Below are 17,728 nucleotides of genomic sequence, written 5' to 3' on the forward strand. Positions count from 1 at the left end.
AAAAATCTTACCGAAATCTTTGCACCTGCAAAACTCCCTAAGACAAAAAGATCAGAAAAAAACTCAGGTGGAAAGTATCAAAGAGAGCGAGAAATTACAATTAGCAAGAACAACAGCGCTAAGAACGTTAACCTCTACTGGCGGTTCGCTACTTCCTCATGTAACGGTTCGAGCTGTCCCAGCAACAGCGGGTGGCCGTACCAAACGAGCGGAGCCACAGTGTCGAAGACGGGTCGGAAGGGCGATTTCTCGTTGCTCCATCTAAACTCCGCTCCTCCTTCAGGCTCTGTTACCCTGGGCTGGACGACTACACCCGTGGCCAATAGCAACAACACGGATCTCTATCGCGTCAGCAACCCAAATTTCGGTCCGCAGGTATACTCGCAGCACCGTGTTGACACCAGCGCTCCCACCTGTTCCAGTTGGCCGCGCGGAGAGCGCATTTATAGCCGCGACATCACAGGCGCGATCGATGGCGGAAGCAGCGGCTCGCCGATCGTGAACGGCTCATCGCAGATCGTGGGTCAGCTCAGCGGTACCTGCGGGTTAAATCCGAGCAGTCCGTGTTCGAGTGGACCCGGCGAAGACAACGCCACTGTTGACGGCGCATTTGCCTTCTACTACGCAACGGTGCAGCCGGTCCTTAATCCATGAAATCGACCTCGCCACTCAAGGAGTTATATTAGGAGCGGCTTTCGAAGCATCCGCGTTCACTCCGGAAGCTGTTCCTCCGAGCTTTCTAAATATTAAGATGAACGACCGATCATTATAAGGTTCCAAGATAGCTCGCGAGCTGGTCGAATCCTCGACCCCAGCCGTTGCCGTGTTGAGAGCGAGAGGCTTCAAAGGCTTCGGCTTCTTCTTTGGTCGGGTTTATCGGTTGCCAGACTAACTGCAATTTAGTTTTGCCATCCACCTCTTCAAGCTTGATGGTTGTCCTCATTTCTTTTGGCCAGTTGGGCATCTGTGTATTAGGCAAAATGTCACCGGCTTCGTTAGAAATATACTGTCTAAAAACAAGACTTTCAGGAGGATTCACTTCTTCGTATTTCGTCAGCAGCCACATTTCGTGTCCATTGGGAGCGATCATCTTATGAAGAGAGGAGCCCCCCGGCTTGATGTCGGCAGAGACGTACTCGCAGGTAAATCCTTTTTGGGGGAACATCCAGTTTTTCAAATGTTTCACTTGTGTCCATGCGTCAAAAACCAATTGTCTTGGAGCAATAAATTCTCGAATTAATATCGACGGTTCCACCATAAGTTCGTTGTCATTACTCATCCTTCACCTCTCTAGATTGAATTTCGTTTAAATAGTCTTCCAGGTGATCCAGACTGTTACTCCAATACTGTTCAAACTGGACTACCCATTTTTGTATAGGTTTCAGCTGCGCGGCATTCACTTTGTAGATACGATATCGGCCTTCTTTTCTTTCTGAAACTAAACCCACTTGCTTCAGAACACCTAGATGCTTTGAAACCATGGGTTGATTCCACCCCATGTGTTCCACAATCTGATTAACAGTCAGTTCCTTGATGACCAACGCTTCAATGAGTACTCGTCGTTTCGGTTCTGCTACCGCATTGAATGAGTCAAAAGTGGTTCGTGTGCGTGCCATGTTGATAATATATTCCATTATAGGAATATGTCAATGAATATCGAGATTCCCCGTGAATAATCGATTCAATTTATGCGGGTATCTATGATGCTGCTGCGATTATTTCCTTTACAACATGACCGGCCGTATGGAATCTGCTTCCGGTCTGCCGGAAGATCGAGTTCCCGATCACATCGGCTTCCCGGAAGGCATGGACTAGCGCTATAGTTTCTTTTCGTGGTTCGATCTCGGAAGAGATGGCGCAAGTTTGAAACGAAAATTTTTTCTGAAATTTGAATTGTACTCTTGGCCAAACTTAACGTTCCCGAACTGTACTCTCGGCCAAGATATGCTTCCTTATATATAGGCTGCTTCATTTGGCTAAGCCGAGACATTGGCCACAAGATACTTCCCTGCCCGGCAAACTCATGGTCAAAGTCACACGTTCTCCAGTAGATCATGGAGCTATTGAGGCGGGAAAACTGTAGGGTTACTTTCAATCGTTGGCGCATCCTGATTTTCCTTCAGGAGAACGGCAACAACATTCCCCAGCTCAAGAGTTTGAGCGCGCTTCCACGCGCCCTTATATCGATCGGTCAAAAGCATCGTTTCGATTTCTGCGCGCGGAGCTTCTGCCTCATTCTTCAAACTCTCGCGTCGACTCCACCGAATTTTGCCCAGCGGCCGGATGATGGAAAACCACGGCAGGCAGCTCCAGGGCATTTTCGAGGTCACCCTGAAGAAGTCTCCTTGCACAGGCTTTAGAGGAAAGATCCAGAAGGCTCGTCGCTCAAGATACTTTCCCTCAACAGTCTCTTCGTTCTCGCATCTAAATGTGATTGTCCAGGTTGCCGGAATTCCGGTTCCCAGATTCCAGATCAAAGTGGTCCATATCCCCCGCGGACATGCAATCTCTTTCTTTTTGCGAAATGATCTCACAATAATTGACTCCGATCGATCTGGCACTTGCAGCCAACAAACCGTCGTTTACAAGTCCCGGTAGTTTGCTCTTGAACTCAGGATGAATTCGGAAGATTCGCGCAAGAATGTCTCCGGCTTCCTTCCAAACTTTATGAGTCGGAGTCACGATCCTTCCTGTTCGCTCAAATGGTTCCAGAAGCGTCCGAACCAGGCGCTTCCCCAGGGCGGATTGAACGCCGGACAACAGTTCTTGAGCAACAACGGAGCTGAAGTGAATCCCTGGAATTTCCTTCTCATAGATTTCGCGGATGACCGAATGACTCTTTCCGGTTCGGATGAGATCCACATACAGATCGGTGTCAATAATGTGCTTGCCCATCAGAAAACTTTTTCAACTCCGCCTTTAGCGGCCACTGCCTTCAATGATTCCAGAAGGTCCTTTCGAAATACAACCAGATCAAGCGCTTTGTCGATGGTCTCCGTTTCATTCTTCGTTCCCAGGATCCGTTTCGCCCGGTAGATTTTCTTTTCATCCAGGTAAAAGTTCTTCCTTTTTACTGCCGGCTTCATCAAACCTTACTCCTTACGTATATAGATGAATTCTATACGTACGAAGAGATCACGTCAAACCGGCGTCCGAATGTTTCGAATGCAGTCTTTTATTTCAATCGATATTTTTGAGGCTTGGAAGCGGTTCTTTCAATTATTTTTCTGGCTTCCAGATCGAGTTTCACCGTTTCCCCATACCAGCTTACATTGTCTGAAAATTTGCCTTCCAGATCCTTTTTGAGTTGATCAACGAGTTCTGTATGAGTCAGCTCATTCTTTCGCAAAGCCTGAACGATAGCCCGCTTGATTGTTTCGTACTTCTGCTTGCTGATGTTTAACCCCCTTTTACCCAAGGGGTGTTTGGTTAGTATTTTTTCGTCGCTCATCTTCCCTTCTCCTTTTAACAGCGCGTTTAACAGATAGTCGAGTGGCGCCTCAGGAAATCGACGCGAGGGTTTTAGCGATGGCGTTTTTGGTTACGTGACCGGAAACGGCGAACTTTTGCTGTATTTCCGCAATCCTTCATATCGCACCAATGACGACTGCGATTGCGGGTTGTATCCTCAAATAGCCAGCCGCAATCATCGCCGCTGCATTGGCGCAAACGGGTCAAATCCCCTTCTGTTAACATTGCTGCCGCCGAATCGGCAATGGGCCAAAGGATCCGCTCCAGCGAGCCTGTCGCATTCGTCCACTCCCAATGAAAATTTGATTTTTCCATGGACAGTTTAGTTCGATCGAATGCGGCTTGCAGTTCACGATTCAGCACTTCCAGATCCGATGCCTGCGGGATCTCGCCCGATAGTCTTCCGGTGCAGATGCGATAGATGGATTCACGTAGTTGAATTGCCCTTTTCCAAATCACCGATGCTTCCGGCTCATTCCGTCTCGCCTGCACGGCTAATTGACGGGCTTCCGGTTCTGTAAGGAGCTCAACGCGTCTCGCCCAGGCCACCAGGTCTGGGTAATCATTGAGTTTTTCGTCGCGGATGGTGTAAAAAGCAGCCGTTTTTCGCGCGTGTGACAGGTCCGGGCGCCGGCCTCCAATCGTATTTACGAAATCCAGACACAAACGTCCCCCAATCAGTTTGATCGCTGAAACCGCTCTCTTCTCAGTATTCATTTTTCTCCGTAACCATCAAAAACTACTTGACAGGTTACACGCAAATCATTAATCTAGCTTCTAGTAACCTACTATATTAGTTTAGTCGGTTACCACATTTCAGTCAAGTCTGATGAAAGAGGAGGCCGAACATGGGGCGCAAAGCTGCAGCTCTTACATGCTTGAATCTGTTTGTCGTCCTGGCAGTTGCCGGATACGCCTATGAAACAAAGATTCGGGATCCATCTCGCCTGCCGCTAGACGTCACGTTTTTTGAATCGCAACCCTCCATCGATGGGCGGATCGATGAAGCAATCTGGAAAGAGGCAACGCGTTTGAAAGACTTTTATCAAACACAGCCGGGCGACAATACCCTGCCTTCCTTTCCAACCGAAGTATTGTTGGGGTATAACCAGCAGTTCCTTTTCATTGCGATTCAAGCTTCCGATCGTCCCGACAAAATTCGCGCGACTCTGACAAAACGCGATGACGTGAGCAACGATGACTACATCGCCATTTATCTGGACACATTTCATGATCAACGCAAGGCTTACCTCCTGATGTTCAACCCGCTTGGAATGCAGCAGGACGGCATTTATCTTGAAGACGGCAAAACCGATTACAGCGTTGATATCGTGATGAATTCTAAAGGGACTCTGATAGAAAACGGTTACACCATTGAGATTTCCATACCATTCCATTCACTCCGCTATCAAACGAGCAAACAGAAACGCTGGGGCATACATGTTTTAAGAGTGATTAAGCACCTGGACGAAGAAAATTCCTGGATGCCCTTGAGCCGTGACAAAACCACAGTTTCCGGCTCCGAGGAAACCAAAGCGAAGTTCCTAGCGCAGGCCGGCGAGATCACCGGTCTTGAAGGTGTGAAGCGTGGACGCGTTCTTGAATTCATACCGGTCATGACACCATCGGAAACGGGACGTCGTTTGGGACCGCTCGGCTCCGCCAAAACAAATCCGCAGCTGGCGGACTCGAAGCGTTTTCAGAATCAACCCATCGATCTGGACTTTGGAATGACAGCGAAGTTTTCGCTTACACCCGCCGTGGCTCTGACTTCGGCTTTGAATCCGGATTTTGCTGAAGTCGAAGCGGATCAGCCGCAAATCACTGCCAATCAACGCTTCCCTCTTTTCTTTGATGAAAAGCGACCCTTCTTTCTGGAAGCAATAGAAATTTTTCAGACACCCATTCAGGCCGTTCATACACGCACAATCATTGATCCAAACGGCGCCGCAAAACTATCCGGAAAACACGGCCACACGACCTTTGGACTCATGGCCGCAAGCGATGAAGCTCCCGGCAACTTCAGCGAAGAAGAAAAGACGGATCCAGGCCTTGAAAGGTTCATCGATAAGAATGCCTATTCGATGCTATTTCGCGTCAGACGCGATATTGCTGACCAATCGAACTTCGGGTTTCTCGCGACGAGCTACAACTTTGTTGAGAAGCACAATCATCTGGTGGGGTTCGACGGGCGTCTCAATATTCGTTCAAACAGCTTCCTGACTTTTCAATTTCTGGGAACAAACTCCCGGCGATTTTTTTACGATCCCGATACGGATCAGAACAAATATCGTACGGGTAATGGGCTCGGCTATTACGGACAATTCAATCGGACGGGCCGGCATCTCAATGTTCAAGTGACCGGACAAGGTTACACGGCTGACTATCGTGCTGATCTCGGTTTTATACAACGGACAAATACCAACAGATGGAACGCCTCTGTGCGTTATAACTCAGAACCCAAGAACGATGGGAAACTGATTTCCTGGAGCGCGCTGCATGTGTCTCTGGCCCAGTTCGACTGGCAAGGAAGAATGCAGTACGCGTATCACTTCCCTCAAGTGTTTTTCAATTTCAAAAGACAAACTTTTCTCAATTTGTATGGATATTGCGATTATGTCCGGCTTTTTGAAGAAGAATTCGGTCCGAAAAGATCACCGGCACGCCAGGGAGCGTTCAGCGGTTCTCCGGAGCGAAGTACGGATTACGCGGGATTCGCTATTCAGGCCGGTACCGCCCCCAGTAAAAAATATTCTTTTACCGTTTATATTGACAACTCCTGGAATAACCTCGATTTCGATTTTGGGGCAGGTCCAAAATTTCCAAGGGTCTCCCCTGCTGCGTTAGCGGATCCGGATGCTCCGCTTGATCCGGGTCCCGGCAGGTCGAAATACGCATCGGTAACAGCCACATACCAACCGGCTGAAGCGTTGAAGCTTGCTGTCGATTTTACGAAGAGCAGTCTGGTTCGCAACGACACGAAGCTCCCGGCTTTTGAGCAGAACCTCTATAGCTTGCGAGCGAATTATTCTTTTACTCGTTTTACGTTCGCGCGGGCGCGTATTGATTACGATTCACTAACGGCCAGTATCCGCGGGCAATTCTTAGCAGGATGGACGCCCAATCCGGGAACATCGCTTTATCTCGGTTACAACGAAGATTTCAACTACAACGGTTACGACCCATTCACAAATCGGTACGAACAGGGTTTGCACCGCAACACACGCACGTTTTTCGTAAAACTCTCATACCTGTTCCGTTACGGACTTTAAATCCAAGGAGAAAGAATCATGATCAAACTCGCATCCTTAGTAATTTTGATTGCCTCGCTTTTATTCGCCGAACCCGCAACGTTGAAACAAATCGCCCACTTGAATGATTTCCAGGTGATCGAGTTTCGCCGTTATACAGTTAAAGAGGGAGAACGTGAGAATTTTGCACGATATTTTGAAAGTTATTTTCCGGACGCATTTCAGCAGTTAGGCGCCATCTGTTTCGGTCAGTTCATGGAACGCAAGAATCCTTCGATGTTTACATGGATCAGAGGTTTCAAGAATAACGATGGCCGGGGTACGGTCAATTCCGCTTTCTACTATGGCCCTTTATGGAGAGAACATTCCAAAGTCATGAATGATCGCCTGCTTGATGCCTCTAATGTTTTGCGGCTTCGGCCGTTAAATCCTGATTCACAGATCACCATCCTTCCAGCGGTGGATCCGGTAGCGGAAAAAAACGGAGCTCAAGGAATTGTGATTGCACAAATATTCCAGGTGAAGGCGGACAGTGTCGAGACTTTTGCACAAAAAGCAGGGACCACGTTCGCAGCTTACCGGGATGCAGGCGCGCGTCAAGCTGGTGTTCTGATCACATTCGATGGCACGGATACATTTCCGCAACTCCCCTTTCGCACGGATGGACCACACCTTGTGTGGCTCGGCATACTCCAGGATGATCAGATGCTGGAGACTCGATTCCTGCCGGTAGTGGAACGCAACCTGGAATCGCTCTCCGGCCTCGGCTTGCTGAGAAATGCACCGGAGCTGTTGATCTTGGATCCGACCAGCCGTTCGCGGTTACGTTGGATGTAAGTCGTAGTGTCAAAATGGTACCAGTTAGAACCATTATGGTTCATTTTGGTACCAAACGGTTCATTTTGGCATCATTACGAAGTAAACTTCAGGAATGTTTTCTCAGCAATTCATCAAATCGGGCCATCGTTTCCATTGCGCCTTCTTCCATTCCGGACCGGAGCATTCCTTCAAGATCCTCTATCGTCTTGTAAATTGCTTTATTCGTCATCTTCGTTTTGCCATTGATCTCTTCGAATGTGACGACTTCAATCAATTCATGGCCCGGTCCAATCGGTTCGAAATTAAACGTGTATACGAGCCGCTCGGGCGGAACGATCTCGCGGTATTCTCCGCTGAATGCATACTCGTTGCCATTCGGTTCTTGCTGGATGAAGCGCCAGACGCCTCCCGGCCTGAAATCCATTTTCTCAACCGTGGTCTTGTATTTTTTCGGACCCCACCACTGCGGGATAAGATCGGGATCGGTCCATAATTTCCAAACGAGCTGTCGCGGCGCATCAAAAATCCGCTCCCCTGTTATTTCTCGTCCTTCGCGATTCACACTAAAATTTTTTGGCGTTATCATGATCAATCCTTCCTTGCTTTCAGTCTAGCAGTGATACTTCGTTTATCTTTTTTCTTTTTGAGCATTTTTTCTTTTTCAGCTTGTAATACCTGATCAAATGCGTCGAAACGCTGATTCCAAAGTTCCATCACATCTTTGGCCCATTGTTCCAGCTGCTGCACAGCATCCGGATTGATCCGGTAGATGCGTTGCTGGGCCCGTTTTTCGACTTGCACCAGGTTTGCTTCCTTTAAAACTTTTAGATGCTGGGAAATCGCAGGGGGGCTTACGGCAAATCTGTCGCAGATTTCTGTCGCGGATAATTGGCCCTTGCTTGCAAGCATCTCAACAATATGGCGTCTGTTTGGTTCAGCAAGCGCGTAAAAAACATCCATGACACCTAATCATAAAGCCATCACTTAATTAAGTCAATACTTAATAATAAGCTTTCGACCGATTCAGCTGTGATAAATTAGGGGGCAATGCCGATTTTGCCGGGAAGAAAACTAGGGCCTTATAAGGTCACCGGACAGCTGGGCACCGGTGGAATGGGAGAAGTGTATGTTGCGACCGATACGCGTCTGGATCGGCGTGTTGCCGTCAAGGTATTGCCGCCTCATCTGTCCGAAGATTCCCAGTTTTCCAGGCGTTTTCAGCAGGAAGCACGCACGATCGCTAGCTTGAATCACCCTCACATTTGTATGTTGCTCGATATCGGAAACGATGCGGGTGTCGACTACCTGGTTATGGAATATCTGGAAGGAGAAACGTTGCGCTCGCGGCTTAGAACAGGTCCGATGACTGTGCAAGATGCGTGGACGGTTGCTCTGCAGATTGCTAACGGTTTGGCGGCGGCTCATAACAAGGGAATCATTCACCGAGATTTGAAGCCTGAGAATATTTTTCTTACCGGCGAACACGGCGCGAAAATTCTGGATTTCGGACTTGCAGCACGCGTACAGACCGCTGAAACCGTGGACAATCCATCCTCTGTTTACACGCAAGATAAGATAACGTCGCCCGGAACGGTCCTTGGCACCCTTGAATATTTATCGCCCGAGCAAGCTTGCGGCCAACCGCCGGACGCAAGAAGCGATCTTTTCGCGTTCGGTCTGATTCTTTACGAGATGATCACCGGACGCAGTTGTTTTTCACGGCGCACGGCCGCGGAAACGCTTGCAGCAATTCTAAGAGATGATCCTAAGGAGTTCACGAGTCAGAGCGTTGCAATTCCTTTCGAGATTCAATCGCTAGTCCGGCAATGCCTGAGAAAAAATCCGGAAGACCGGCCCCAATCGGCTAACGAAGTAGTATCGAACTTGCGTAAAATAGGCCAATCCGGCGATACCGTTTCATTTAGCGGACCGGAAGAAGTCGCTTCTATTGCAGTACTTCCCTTTCGAAATCTTGGCATGGATCGCGAAAATGAATATTTCAGCGACGGCCTTACGGAAGAGCTCATCGCGGATCTGTCAAAAATATCATCCCTGCGTGTCATCTCCCGTATTTCAGCGATGCGGCTCAAGGATTCCCAAAAAGATGTGAAGGACATCAGTAAAGTGCTAAATGTTCGCTATATTCTGGAAGGTTCGGTGCGTAAAGCGGGAGTCAATCTTCGAATCACAGCACAGTTAACGGATACCGATTCGGACTCTGTCCTGTGGTCCGATAAGTACGGCGGGACGCTTGAAGATGTGTTTGAGATTCAGGAGCGTGTTTCGCGATCGATTGTGGATGCGCTGAGTGTAAGGCTTACTGCAAAAGAGAATCGACTCCTGGCAGAGCGTCCGTTTGAAAACATCCAGGCTTACGACGCCTATTTGCGAGCGCGAAACCGGATTTGGACTTTCGACGAAAGTCAGCTGAATCAGGCTGTCTCGGAGTTGAAGTCGGCGCTTGCTTTGTCAGGCGATAATATCATCCTTTATCGCGGTATCGGCGTGGCCATGTGGCAATACCTGAATATGGGCGCATCTGCTGACCCCGCGTATCTTGACGAAGCTGAAGATTATGCGCGAAAAATTCTGAGACTTGATCCATCAGGCCCGCATGGTCCGGCTCTGCTGGGGCTGATTGCAGCTCATCGCGGAAATATTCAAGAGTGGATTCGCCAACTCCAGATTTCAGTTCGCATCGATCCCACGGACACCGACTGCCTCTCCATGCTGGCACTTGGATGGTTGTTCGTTGGGCAAATGAAAGAAGCCTTCCAACTCATCGCAAGGATAGAATCGGTTGATCCACTCTGGTTTTTCCTTTACTGGCTAAAGGCTTTCTATGATTACCTGGAATGCAGGTTTGATTCGGCTCTTTCCTATATGAAGAAAAGTAAGGAATTACAACCAATCAACCCCGCTGTTTCCTGGGCCACAGCGCAAATACTGGCTTCGATGGATAAGAAAGAGGAAGCCGTTACACTAATTGAACAAACTTTTCCCAATCCGTCGGAGAGTGCTTTTGCAACAATGGCCTGGATGCTGAAATACGCTTTACGCGCGCAGCCGAAACCTGTGGAGGAGTTGATGACTCCAGAATTTGAATCCGCAGTTTGGTCCGATTTGCAATGGACCCACGCAATCGCACAATGCTACGCCCTGCTGGATAACAAAGAGCAATCCTTACGCTGGCTTGAGCGTTCCGCGAGCCGCGGGTTCATTCACTATCCATTCCTATCACAAAGGGATCCGCTCCTGAAAAATGTTCGCGCAGATTCTTCTTTCCAGGCATTGATGCGAAAAACAAAACAACAATGGCAGAATTTTACCCAGATGAATTAGAACAAATAAAACGATGAGTAACAAAGAGAGATCCATACCCGTCACCAGGCTCTACGATGCAAATTACGGCAATTTTCAGACTCAAATATACGAAGAGATTCGCCGGGAATCATTCGGGGAGGATTTGGGGCAGAATAGTTGGCTCACATCGGAAGAGCTGAACACATTCATTTCCTGGCTCAATCTTTCACAAGGCAAAACCCTGATTGATATAGCGTGTGGATCAGGTGGCCCTGCGCTGCGAATTGTAGAAAAAACCGGCTGCTTGGTCGTGGGTGTTGATATTCATGAGCAAGCGATTTCTACTGCGAACTCATTAGCAGCAAGTCGCAGTTTAAAGGATCGCGCTGAATTTCGAATGGTGGATGCTTCAGCGAAGCTTCCTTTCTTAAAAGAAAGCTGCGATGCAATTATTTGTATTGACGCTATCAATCATCTACCGGAGCGCAGAGTGGTGATCGCAGAATGGGCCCGGATCCTGAGAGCGGGCGGGCGGCTCCTGTTTACGGATCCGATCACGGTAACAGGTCCGTTAAGCGCTGCGGAAATCGCTGTGCGCAGTTCGATTGGTTACTTTTTGTTTGTCCCGCCTGGATTCGATGAACTTGTTATCTCCAACTGCGGATTGCGATTGGTGTGGCGGGATGACGTGACTCTAAATATGGCGAAAATCGCTGAACGGCGTCGCGCTGCCCGCGCCTCAAGAAGCTCTGCTCTCCTGGAGATAGAGGGAGAGCAGACCTTTGAAGGACAACAAGAATTTCTGGCTGTGGCCGCTCGCCTCGCAGAAGAAAAACGCCTCTCGCGCTTCGTTTATGTTGCCGAAAAATAAAACCGCCAGGACGCCAAGGCACCAAGTGGTTAGTCCGCATGCGAAAGAATTTTGCGATGAAAGCAACAATTGAAGTTTTGGATAGCGTTATTACTTAGACAGACGGAAGTGTGCTCAATCAGTCGATCTTGAAAAAACGCCAGCTAATATTCATTCCACGCGAGTAAACATGTTTGGGCCAAGACTAAAAGCAACAATAGGACTATCGGGCAACGGCAGAAACGTATAAGACTCCGCAGTTCCGTTACTTCCATGAAAAGTCATTGTTGATCCGGCAATTTGCAGTCTTCCCGTAAGGTTCATTCCTTCGTTGGAAACCGCTCTTCCGGACACCGTGCCGCCACCGCCGGCTTCCCAATGAAAGGAACCGTCTCGATCGATGATCAGTGTTTGTGTCACCACAACCCCTTCCCCGCCCCACACCGCCGTGCCGCGCGCGGATTCCCATTTTCCCGTAATGGCAGCGATTCCAACGGTTGTTGGACGCGCATATTTTTTCCCATAAAATTCGATCCCGTTTGAGTGGCGGTTAGCGGACCTTCATGCACTCCACCATCTCCCCAAACGATTCGAAGTAGATTCCCATGAATCTCCCAACTTCCTGAATCGCCTGAGTGCTCTGATTGATGAATCGGCCAATCGAAGTGCTCCAATCCTTTTTGTGGAATGGCTCGCGTTATTCGTCCTCCACCCAGAAAAAGTAAACAAACTGCTTTTCCAGTTAGAAGGCTTCGACCGACAAACATTCCCTGCGGGACGCCATTCACAATTCCGGCTTCGGGCACACGTTCGCCATTTCCCTTTTGTTGGGAAGAAGCGATTGATGGCGGAAGATTCGAAACCGTTTCTGCAATCCTCAGAGAAGAAAAAAAGGATTGAATCGCTGTTGCGTATTTGTCGGTTGCTTCCTGGCCAACCGCCATTGCCATTGCCAACGCAGCCTTTTTGCCATTTGTCACGGCGTGATACATGCGGATCGCGTTCATTCCATCTGTATCCTGAGTCACACGAACCAGCGTCGCTGAAGTCAGATTCCCTTGCTGCTGTTTGTGCGTCTCGCTCTCTTCAAGAACTTTTGAACCATCTTCAAGCTCTTCTTTCAATTTTTGCTGCAGCCAGACATCAAATGAGCTGTTCTCAAGATTCTCCGCCGGTCCTAAAACCAGTACGGTTCCCGTTTGAGGGGTAACATCATTTGGCACGAATCCAAGAGCGCCACCTGAATCTTCTGCTCTCCAACCGGTAGGCGTCGTATATTCCACACCTTGAAATTCGGCAGCAATAGAAGCGGAACAGATCAATACAAGATTCAATGCAAGAATGATACTTTTCATGAATTCACAGCCACTACACACAAATTCTCATTATTGACAAATCGTCTATCGGGTGCAACCTTTAGTGGAATGCTAGAGAGAACAGAGTCAAAGTGAAAACTAGTTTAATCATTCTTATCCTGGTGGCATGTTTTGTATCTTTTCCCTGTCTCGCATCGGATCGCATTACGGAACAGATCGAAGATTTTCTCGCGAAGCAATTCCGCGCGGACAAGCCAGGCGGGGTCGTGCTTGTTGCCCGGAACAGCAAGCCTGTATTCCGTCACGCATACGGCTTGGCTGATATGGAGCTGATTGTTCCTATGACTCCGGAAACGAAGATCAAGATTGGTTCGATTACGAAGCAGTTTACTGCGATAGCTGTGCTGAAACTTATTTCCGAAGGCAAGCTGGCGCTCTCGGATGATGTGCGTGAGTATTTGCCGTCCCTTCCTGCATACGGCAAGAGGATCACCATCGAACAGGTATTGACTCACACATCGGGCCTTCCCAATCTTGTTGATCTAAACGATTTCGATGTTCTGGCTCGAAAAGATTACACCGCCGAACAACTGCTTGCGCTGACAAATCACCTGCCACTGCACTTCGAACCGGGGTTGGGATTTCGTTACAGTGATACCGGATACATCTTGCTTGGCGCGATGATTGAGCGAATCAGCGGAATGAGTTATAGAGATTATCTGGAAAAGCGAATTTTTCAACCGATCGGGATGAACAATACCTTTTACGGTGATGACAAACGTCTCATTCAGCTGCGGGCGAAAGGATATTCTCTTAACAATGAACAGATCGTGAACGCGCCGTACATTAGCATGACAGTCCCCCATGGATCCGGCGCACTGGTATCGACAGTGGACGATTTGTTGCGTTGGGATATTGCGCTTCGCAACGGTTCGGTAGTTCCACGGGAATTGCTGGATCTCGCATGGAAAGGGCGCATCCTTCCTGACGGCACTCCATCCGGTTACGGATTCGGCTGGAAAGTTTGCAAGATCGAAGGTTACCGGACCATCGAACACGGCGGTTTCATTAATGGTTTCAATGCCACCGCAATTCGGCTCCCTGATGAGGACTTGAATATCATTGTGCTTGTAAACAATGATTTTGATACACCGGATGCAGGCGCTACTTCAAGACGGCTTGCTCGTCTCATTCTTACAGGATCCACCGAACCAAAAATTCAAACTCTTTCGTCTGAGAGGATGAAAGCTTTGATTGGTACGTACCGTATCGGCCCCGGGGACGAACTCAAAATCACTGAAGAAGCCGGTAGTTTGTATTCACAAAGGAACGATCATCCGCGCAGAAAATTGTCAGCCCTGTCCGGCACGGAGCTTATTCTGGCCGATGGCGACGCATCCTATGCTTTTCGATTTGAGCTTGGATCAGACGGACGCGCCACAAAAGTTAAAAGGTTCCTCAGTTGCGAGCCTTCTGATACTGCGGTACGCGTGAACTAATGCCGGAAATAGGTGGATGGCGAAATTTCCCCGGTGATGAGATAATGCAACGGTCGAATTTACATTCTTATTAAAACTTGATGAAGCTAAGGAGGAGAAAAATCAAATGGCACAGCAGAAAGTTGTAAAACTTGGAATCAAACGAGAAGGCGGTTATCTGTATTACATTGACAAAGACGGCGATTTAAGCCGCAGTCCTATGGCCCGCGGTCAGCAGAAAAAATCCACAAAAAAATTACCGGAAAAAGTTGCAAAAGCGGGAATTAAACGCGAAGACGGCTGGATGTACTTCATGGATAAAGATGGAGATATCGCGCGAAGCAAAATGGCCGGAAGGGGTAAAAAGAAGTAGGACTTTGTAACGCCGGCTTCCAGCCGGCAAAGCCGGCCGGAGGCCAGCGGACATCAATGCCGCCAGAATGGCGGCGATCATCTTTGCAGCCGTTAAATGAGCGCCAGCCTCCAGGCTGGCATTAATGACCGCCGGCATTCTGCGGGCGTGGCTTGTTTAGAAAATCATTCTCCTCATGAATACAGAAGCAAATGTAGAAACTCCAGCGCCGGCTTCCAGCCGGCAAAAGTAAGTGATTACAACACCGCAACACTATCGCACTTGCAATCTTTGCGAGGCAATGTGCGGAATTGAAATCAAAGTCACGAATGATCAGTGGTCTATTCGCGGTGACGAACAGGACTCGTTCAGTCGCGGACATATTTGCCCCAAAGCCGTTGCACTGCAGGACATCTATTTAGATTCGAATCGCTTGCGCCATCCTGTGCGCCGCACTCCGACTGGCTGGCAAAGGATCAGCTGGGAGGAAGCACTGGATGAAACTGCAAGCAAGCTGCGGGAGATTCGCAATCAATATGGAAGGGATAGCGTCGCCTACTACGCCGGTAATCCCACTGTCCATAATTACGGTTCGTTGCTGTTTGGTCCCGGTTTTTTGCGGACATTGCGTACTAAGAATCGATTTTCTGCTACTTCTGTAGATCAGCTATCGCATCATTTCGCTGCGTATTTCATGTTCGGGCATCAGCTGCTTCTGCCAATTCCGGATATCGATAACACAAACTTCCTTCTGATACTTGGCGCCAATCCGGTTGTCTCCAACGGAAGTTTGATGACAGCTCCCGATGTTGCCAGGCGACTTCAGGCGATCCGGAATCGTGGAGGGCAAATCGTTGTGGTGGATCCACGCCGCACCGAAACTTCCGCCATTGCCAGCCGGCATCTGTTCATTCGTCCGGGATCCGACGCATTTCTTCTTCTGGCATTGCTGAACGTGCTCTTTGCGGAGAAACGACTTCATCCCGGAAGACTGGAAGCTTTCACAGATGGTCTTAGGCAGATTCAGGAGCTGGTTGCAGAATTTCCACCATCTTCTGTTGAAAAAGCAACAGGGATCTCTGAATCAGACATTCGTCATCTCGCGCGTGATTTTGCGTCGGCTGGTTCAGCAGTATGTTACGGAAGGATCGGTGTTTCGACGCAGGAGTTTGGTGGAATTTGCCAGTGGTTGATCAATGTGATCAACATAGTTACAGGAAATCTGGATCGTCCCGGTGGCGCGTTATTTACAAAGCCCGCTTTTGACGTCGTGAAAGCGCCGAAGTCGCTCGCAACACCCGGGCATTTCGCGCGGTGGCACAGCCGCGTTCGAAAGCTTCCGGAGTTTGCGGGTGAACTGCCCGTTGCAGTCCTGGCTGAAGAAATCCTGACGCAAGGAGAAGGACAAATACGCGCGTTCGTTACATCTGCAGGCAATCCGGTTCTTTCAACTCCAAATGGACGGAAGCTGGATGAAGCCCTTGCCAGGCTCGATTTCATGGTTTCGATCGATTTCTATATTAACGAAACGACCCGTCATGCTCATATTATCTTGCCTCCGACCTCGCCGCTGGAACACGATCATTACGATCTTGCGTTTCATTTTCTAGCGATTAGAAACACAGCAAAAATTTCGCTGCCTCTGTTTAAGCCTGAAGAGGACGCAAAACATGATTGGCAAATTTTTTTGGAATTGGAGAATCGATTGAGCAATGGCAATCGCATCTCAAAGCTAAAGAGAAAAATCCTGAAACGGATCGGGCCTCAAGGAATGCTTGATCTAGGATTACGGTTTGGTCCTTACGGTTCAAGAGTGCCTTTTGCCGGTGGGCTCACGGTAAAGAAACTCAAACGGATGCCTCACGGTATTGACCTCGGCCCATTGCAACCCTGCCTTCCGGAACGTCTTGCGGGACGTCGAATCCAGCTTGCGCCTCAGATTCTGTTAAATGACATTGTCCGGTTGAAGACACGTTTGTTCACAAACGGCAACTTACCTCAATACGATCTGCGCCTCATCGGGCGAAGGAATTTGCGCAGCAACAATTCCTGGATGCATAACATTCAAAGACTTGTGAAGGGCAAGGAACAATGCACACTGCTCATTCATCCTCACGATGCGGAGCGTTTGAAAATCATCGCGGGAGAGAAAGTGCGCGTTTGCTCGCGCGCAGGACAACTGGAAATTGTTGCTGAGATAACACAGGACATGATGCCTGGAGTTGTGAGTATTCCCCATGGATGGGGCCACGATCGCTCCGGTATCCAAATGGACGTTGCACAACTTCATCCTGGCGCAAGCATCAACGATCTTACAGATGATCTGGCCTTCGATGCTCTCTGCGGCACAGCTGCATTCAACGGAACTCTTGTGCGAGTTGAACGTTCGGATTAATGAATATGCGTTATACGGTTCGGATCTGTTCCCTGAATTGCCACTGAGGCAATCATCACACCTTGCTTCACCATATCATTTACTGCCACAAGCTGACGTTGTTCGTTCCGGTCACTTCCCTTCCAGAAAATCAGTGATTGCGTCAAAGACCATTTCTGGAGATTCGATCCAGGGAGCATGCGCTGAGTTTTCAACGGTCAAGAGTCTCACGTTCGGCCACATCGAAGACCAATCCAGCGCGCCACCATAAGGGGCGCTCCTGTCTTTCGTTCCATGAATGATCAGGACAGGCGCCTTCACATCGGCCAACTTTTCAGCGGTGAATTGGACTCTTTGCATCGAAGGAAGAATGTTTCCGATCCAGTATTTCATTAAGTTGCGTTCATTCGGTAGATGGCAACGGCCCCAATCGATCTTCTCTGCGTCATCCGGATTAGCAACATAAATTAGGCGCAGAATGGACCAAAATTTCTTGCAGGCTTCCTCCGGGTTT

Annotated in this window: 20 protein-coding genes; 8 read left to right on the forward strand and 12 right to left on the reverse strand. The window is 48.8% G+C overall.

What is annotated here, in order from left to right; genetic code table 11:
• Window positions 1-654 (forward strand): hypothetical protein (locus L0156_02700; protein MCI0601899.1); only part of this gene is annotated, 654 nt, incomplete at its 5' end.
• 112 nt (window positions 655-766) lie between these two features.
• Here L0156_02700 and L0156_02705 read toward each other — a convergent pair.
• From L0156_02705 to L0156_02735, 7 genes are all read right to left on the reverse strand, one after another.
• A complete protein-coding gene (locus L0156_02705; protein MCI0601900.1) occupies window positions 767-1,279 on the reverse strand; it encodes an SRPBCC domain-containing protein in 513 nt (170 codons plus the stop codon).
• On the reverse strand, window positions 1,272-1,616 hold the full coding sequence (locus tag L0156_02710) for a metalloregulator ArsR/SmtB family transcription factor (GenBank protein MCI0601901.1): 345 nt from the start codon (window positions 1,614-1,616) through the stop codon (window positions 1,272-1,274). Before L0156_02710 ends, L0156_02705 begins: the two co-directional genes overlap by 8 nt.
• 444 nt (window positions 1,617-2,060) lie before the next feature.
• Entirely contained in the window at window positions 2,061-2,330 is a 270-nt protein-coding gene (locus L0156_02715) for a hypothetical protein (protein MCI0601902.1), read from the reverse strand.
• 94 nt (window positions 2,331-2,424) lie between these two features.
• Window positions 2,425-2,895, reverse strand: coding sequence for a type II toxin-antitoxin system VapC family toxin (locus L0156_02720; GenBank protein ID MCI0601903.1), 471 nt, complete (start codon window positions 2,893-2,895; stop codon window positions 2,425-2,427).
• Window positions 2,895-3,086 carry a hypothetical protein gene (locus L0156_02725; protein ID MCI0601904.1) on the reverse strand — a complete coding sequence of 64 codons (192 nt, stop codon included), beginning with the start codon at window positions 3,084-3,086 and terminating at the stop codon, window positions 2,895-2,897. The genes L0156_02720 and L0156_02725 overlap by 1 nt, the downstream gene beginning before the upstream one ends.
• A gap of 89 nt (window positions 3,087-3,175) precedes the next feature.
• Window positions 3,176-3,451, reverse strand: a complete 276-nt coding sequence (locus L0156_02730) for a hypothetical protein (GenBank protein MCI0601905.1) — start codon at window positions 3,449-3,451, stop codon at window positions 3,176-3,178.
• 71 nt (window positions 3,452-3,522) lie between these two features.
• Window positions 3,523-4,188: an ABATE domain-containing protein gene (locus tag L0156_02735; GenBank protein ID MCI0601906.1), complete on the reverse strand. Its 666-nt coding sequence runs from the start codon at window positions 4,186-4,188 to the stop codon at window positions 3,523-3,525.
• A 131-nt stretch (window positions 4,189-4,319) separates the two neighbouring features.
• Here L0156_02735 and L0156_02740 point away from each other — a divergent pair, with 131 nt between their 5' ends.
• Together L0156_02740 and L0156_02745 are read left to right on the forward strand one after the other, a co-directional pair.
• Window positions 4,320-6,743 carry a carbohydrate binding family 9 domain-containing protein gene (locus tag L0156_02740; protein MCI0601907.1) on the forward strand — a complete coding sequence of 808 codons (2,424 nt, stop codon included), beginning with the start codon at window positions 4,320-4,322 and terminating at the stop codon, window positions 6,741-6,743.
• An 18-nt stretch (window positions 6,744-6,761) separates the two neighbouring features.
• Window positions 6,762-7,559 (forward strand): hypothetical protein, encoded by a 798-nt coding sequence (locus L0156_02745; GenBank protein MCI0601908.1) that lies wholly within the window; start codon window positions 6,762-6,764, stop codon window positions 7,557-7,559.
• 88 nt (window positions 7,560-7,647) lie between these two features.
• Here L0156_02745 and L0156_02750 read toward each other — a convergent pair whose 3' ends face one another.
• Window positions 7,648-8,127: an SRPBCC family protein gene (locus L0156_02750; protein ID MCI0601909.1), complete on the reverse strand. Its 480-nt coding sequence runs from the start codon at window positions 8,125-8,127 to the stop codon at window positions 7,648-7,650.
• Between the two features lie 2 nt (window positions 8,128-8,129).
• Window positions 8,130-8,501: a metalloregulator ArsR/SmtB family transcription factor gene (locus L0156_02755; GenBank protein MCI0601910.1), complete on the reverse strand. Its 372-nt coding sequence runs from the start codon at window positions 8,499-8,501 to the stop codon at window positions 8,130-8,132.
• An 87-nt stretch (window positions 8,502-8,588) separates the two neighbouring features.
• Between L0156_02755 and L0156_02760 the strand changes: the two genes are divergently transcribed.
• Complete coding sequence (locus L0156_02760; protein ID MCI0601911.1) at window positions 8,589-10,883, forward strand: protein kinase; 2,295 nt, start codon at window positions 8,589-8,591, stop codon at window positions 10,881-10,883.
• A 13-nt stretch (window positions 10,884-10,896) separates the two neighbouring features.
• The gene (locus L0156_02765) at window positions 10,897-11,715 is read left to right on the forward strand and encodes a class I SAM-dependent methyltransferase (GenBank protein ID MCI0601912.1); all 819 of its coding nucleotides are present in this window, start codon (window positions 10,897-10,899) and stop codon (window positions 11,713-11,715) included.
• Window positions 11,716-11,865: 150 nt separating this feature from the next.
• On the opposite strand, the gene L0156_02770 is transcribed toward L0156_02765, so the two are convergent.
• Together L0156_02770 and L0156_02775 are read right to left on the reverse strand one after the other, a co-directional pair.
• Window positions 11,866-12,114, reverse strand: coding sequence for a hypothetical protein (locus L0156_02770; protein ID MCI0601913.1), 249 nt, complete (start codon window positions 12,112-12,114; stop codon window positions 11,866-11,868).
• Complete coding sequence (locus L0156_02775) at window positions 12,111-13,049, reverse strand: hypothetical protein (protein ID MCI0601914.1); 939 nt, start codon at window positions 13,047-13,049, stop codon at window positions 12,111-12,113. The genes L0156_02770 and L0156_02775 overlap by 4 nt, the downstream gene beginning before the upstream one ends.
• Window positions 13,050-13,141: 92 nt before the next feature.
• Here L0156_02775 and L0156_02780 point away from each other — a divergent pair, with 92 nt between their 5' ends.
• The 3 genes from L0156_02780 (at window position 13,142) to L0156_02790 (ending at window position 17,235) form a co-directional block, all read left to right on the forward strand.
• Window positions 13,142-14,509, forward strand: a complete 1,368-nt coding sequence (locus L0156_02780; protein MCI0601915.1) for a serine hydrolase — start codon at window positions 13,142-13,144, stop codon at window positions 14,507-14,509.
• A gap of 106 nt (window positions 14,510-14,615) precedes the next feature.
• Window positions 14,616-14,861, forward strand: coding sequence for a hypothetical protein (locus tag L0156_02785; protein ID MCI0601916.1), 246 nt, complete (start codon window positions 14,616-14,618; stop codon window positions 14,859-14,861).
• 280 nt (window positions 14,862-15,141) lie between these two features.
• Window positions 15,142-17,235, forward strand: a complete 2,094-nt coding sequence (locus L0156_02790; protein MCI0601917.1) for a molybdopterin oxidoreductase family protein — start codon at window positions 15,142-15,144, stop codon at window positions 17,233-17,235.
• A 111-nt stretch (window positions 17,236-17,346) separates the two neighbouring features.
• On the opposite strand, the gene L0156_02795 is transcribed toward L0156_02790, so the two are convergent.
• The coding region (locus tag L0156_02795) for an alpha/beta hydrolase (GenBank protein MCI0601918.1) at window positions 17,347-17,728 on the reverse strand (382 nt) is incomplete at its 5' end.

The sequence above is a fragment of the bacterium genome, assembly GCA_022616075.1.
GTDB lineage: Bacteria > Acidobacteriota > HRBIN11 > JAKEFK01 > JAKEFK01 > JAKEFK01.

What these genes read in the sequence shown, in the direction of transcription:
- L0156_02755 (MCI0601910.1), bottom strand. Translation starts at nt 8,501, where the DNA reads ATGGATGTTTTTTACGCGCTTGCTGAACCAAACAGACGCCATATTGTT.
- L0156_02710 (MCI0601901.1), bottom strand. Translation starts at nt 1,616, where the DNA reads ATGGCACGCACACGAACCACTTTTGACTCATTCAATGCGGTAGCAGAA.
- L0156_02720 (MCI0601903.1), bottom strand. Translation starts at nt 2,895, where the DNA reads ATGGGCAAGCACATTATTGACACCGATCTGTATGTGGATCTCATCCGA.
- L0156_02775 (MCI0601914.1), bottom strand. Translation starts at nt 13,049, where the DNA reads ATGAAAAGTATCATTCTTGCATTGAATCTTGTATTGATCTGTTCCGCT.
- L0156_02745 (MCI0601908.1), top strand. Translation starts at nt 6,762, where the DNA reads ATGATCAAACTCGCATCCTTAGTAATTTTGATTGCCTCGCTTTTATTC.
- L0156_02725 (MCI0601904.1), bottom strand. Translation starts at nt 3,086, where the DNA reads ATGAAGCCGGCAGTAAAAAGGAAGAACTTTTACCTGGATGAAAAGAAA.
- L0156_02750 (MCI0601909.1), bottom strand. Translation starts at nt 8,127, where the DNA reads ATGATAACGCCAAAAAATTTTAGTGTGAATCGCGAAGGACGAGAAATA.
- L0156_02790 (MCI0601917.1), top strand. Translation starts at nt 15,142, where the DNA reads ATGTGCGGAATTGAAATCAAAGTCACGAATGATCAGTGGTCTATTCGC.
- L0156_02735 (MCI0601906.1), bottom strand. Translation starts at nt 4,188, where the DNA reads ATGAATACTGAGAAGAGAGCGGTTTCAGCGATCAAACTGATTGGGGGA.
- L0156_02765 (MCI0601912.1), top strand. Translation starts at nt 10,897, where the DNA reads ATGAGTAACAAAGAGAGATCCATACCCGTCACCAGGCTCTACGATGCA.
- L0156_02730 (MCI0601905.1), bottom strand. Translation starts at nt 3,451, where the DNA reads ATGAGCGACGAAAAAATACTAACCAAACACCCCTTGGGTAAAAGGGGG.
- L0156_02740 (MCI0601907.1), top strand. Translation starts at nt 4,320, where the DNA reads ATGGGGCGCAAAGCTGCAGCTCTTACATGCTTGAATCTGTTTGTCGTC.
- L0156_02705 (MCI0601900.1), bottom strand. Translation starts at nt 1,279, where the DNA reads ATGAGTAATGACAACGAACTTATGGTGGAACCGTCGATATTAATTCGA.
- L0156_02760 (MCI0601911.1), top strand. Translation starts at nt 8,589, where the DNA reads ATGCCGATTTTGCCGGGAAGAAAACTAGGGCCTTATAAGGTCACCGGA.
- L0156_02785 (MCI0601916.1), top strand. Translation starts at nt 14,616, where the DNA reads ATGGCACAGCAGAAAGTTGTAAAACTTGGAATCAAACGAGAAGGCGGT.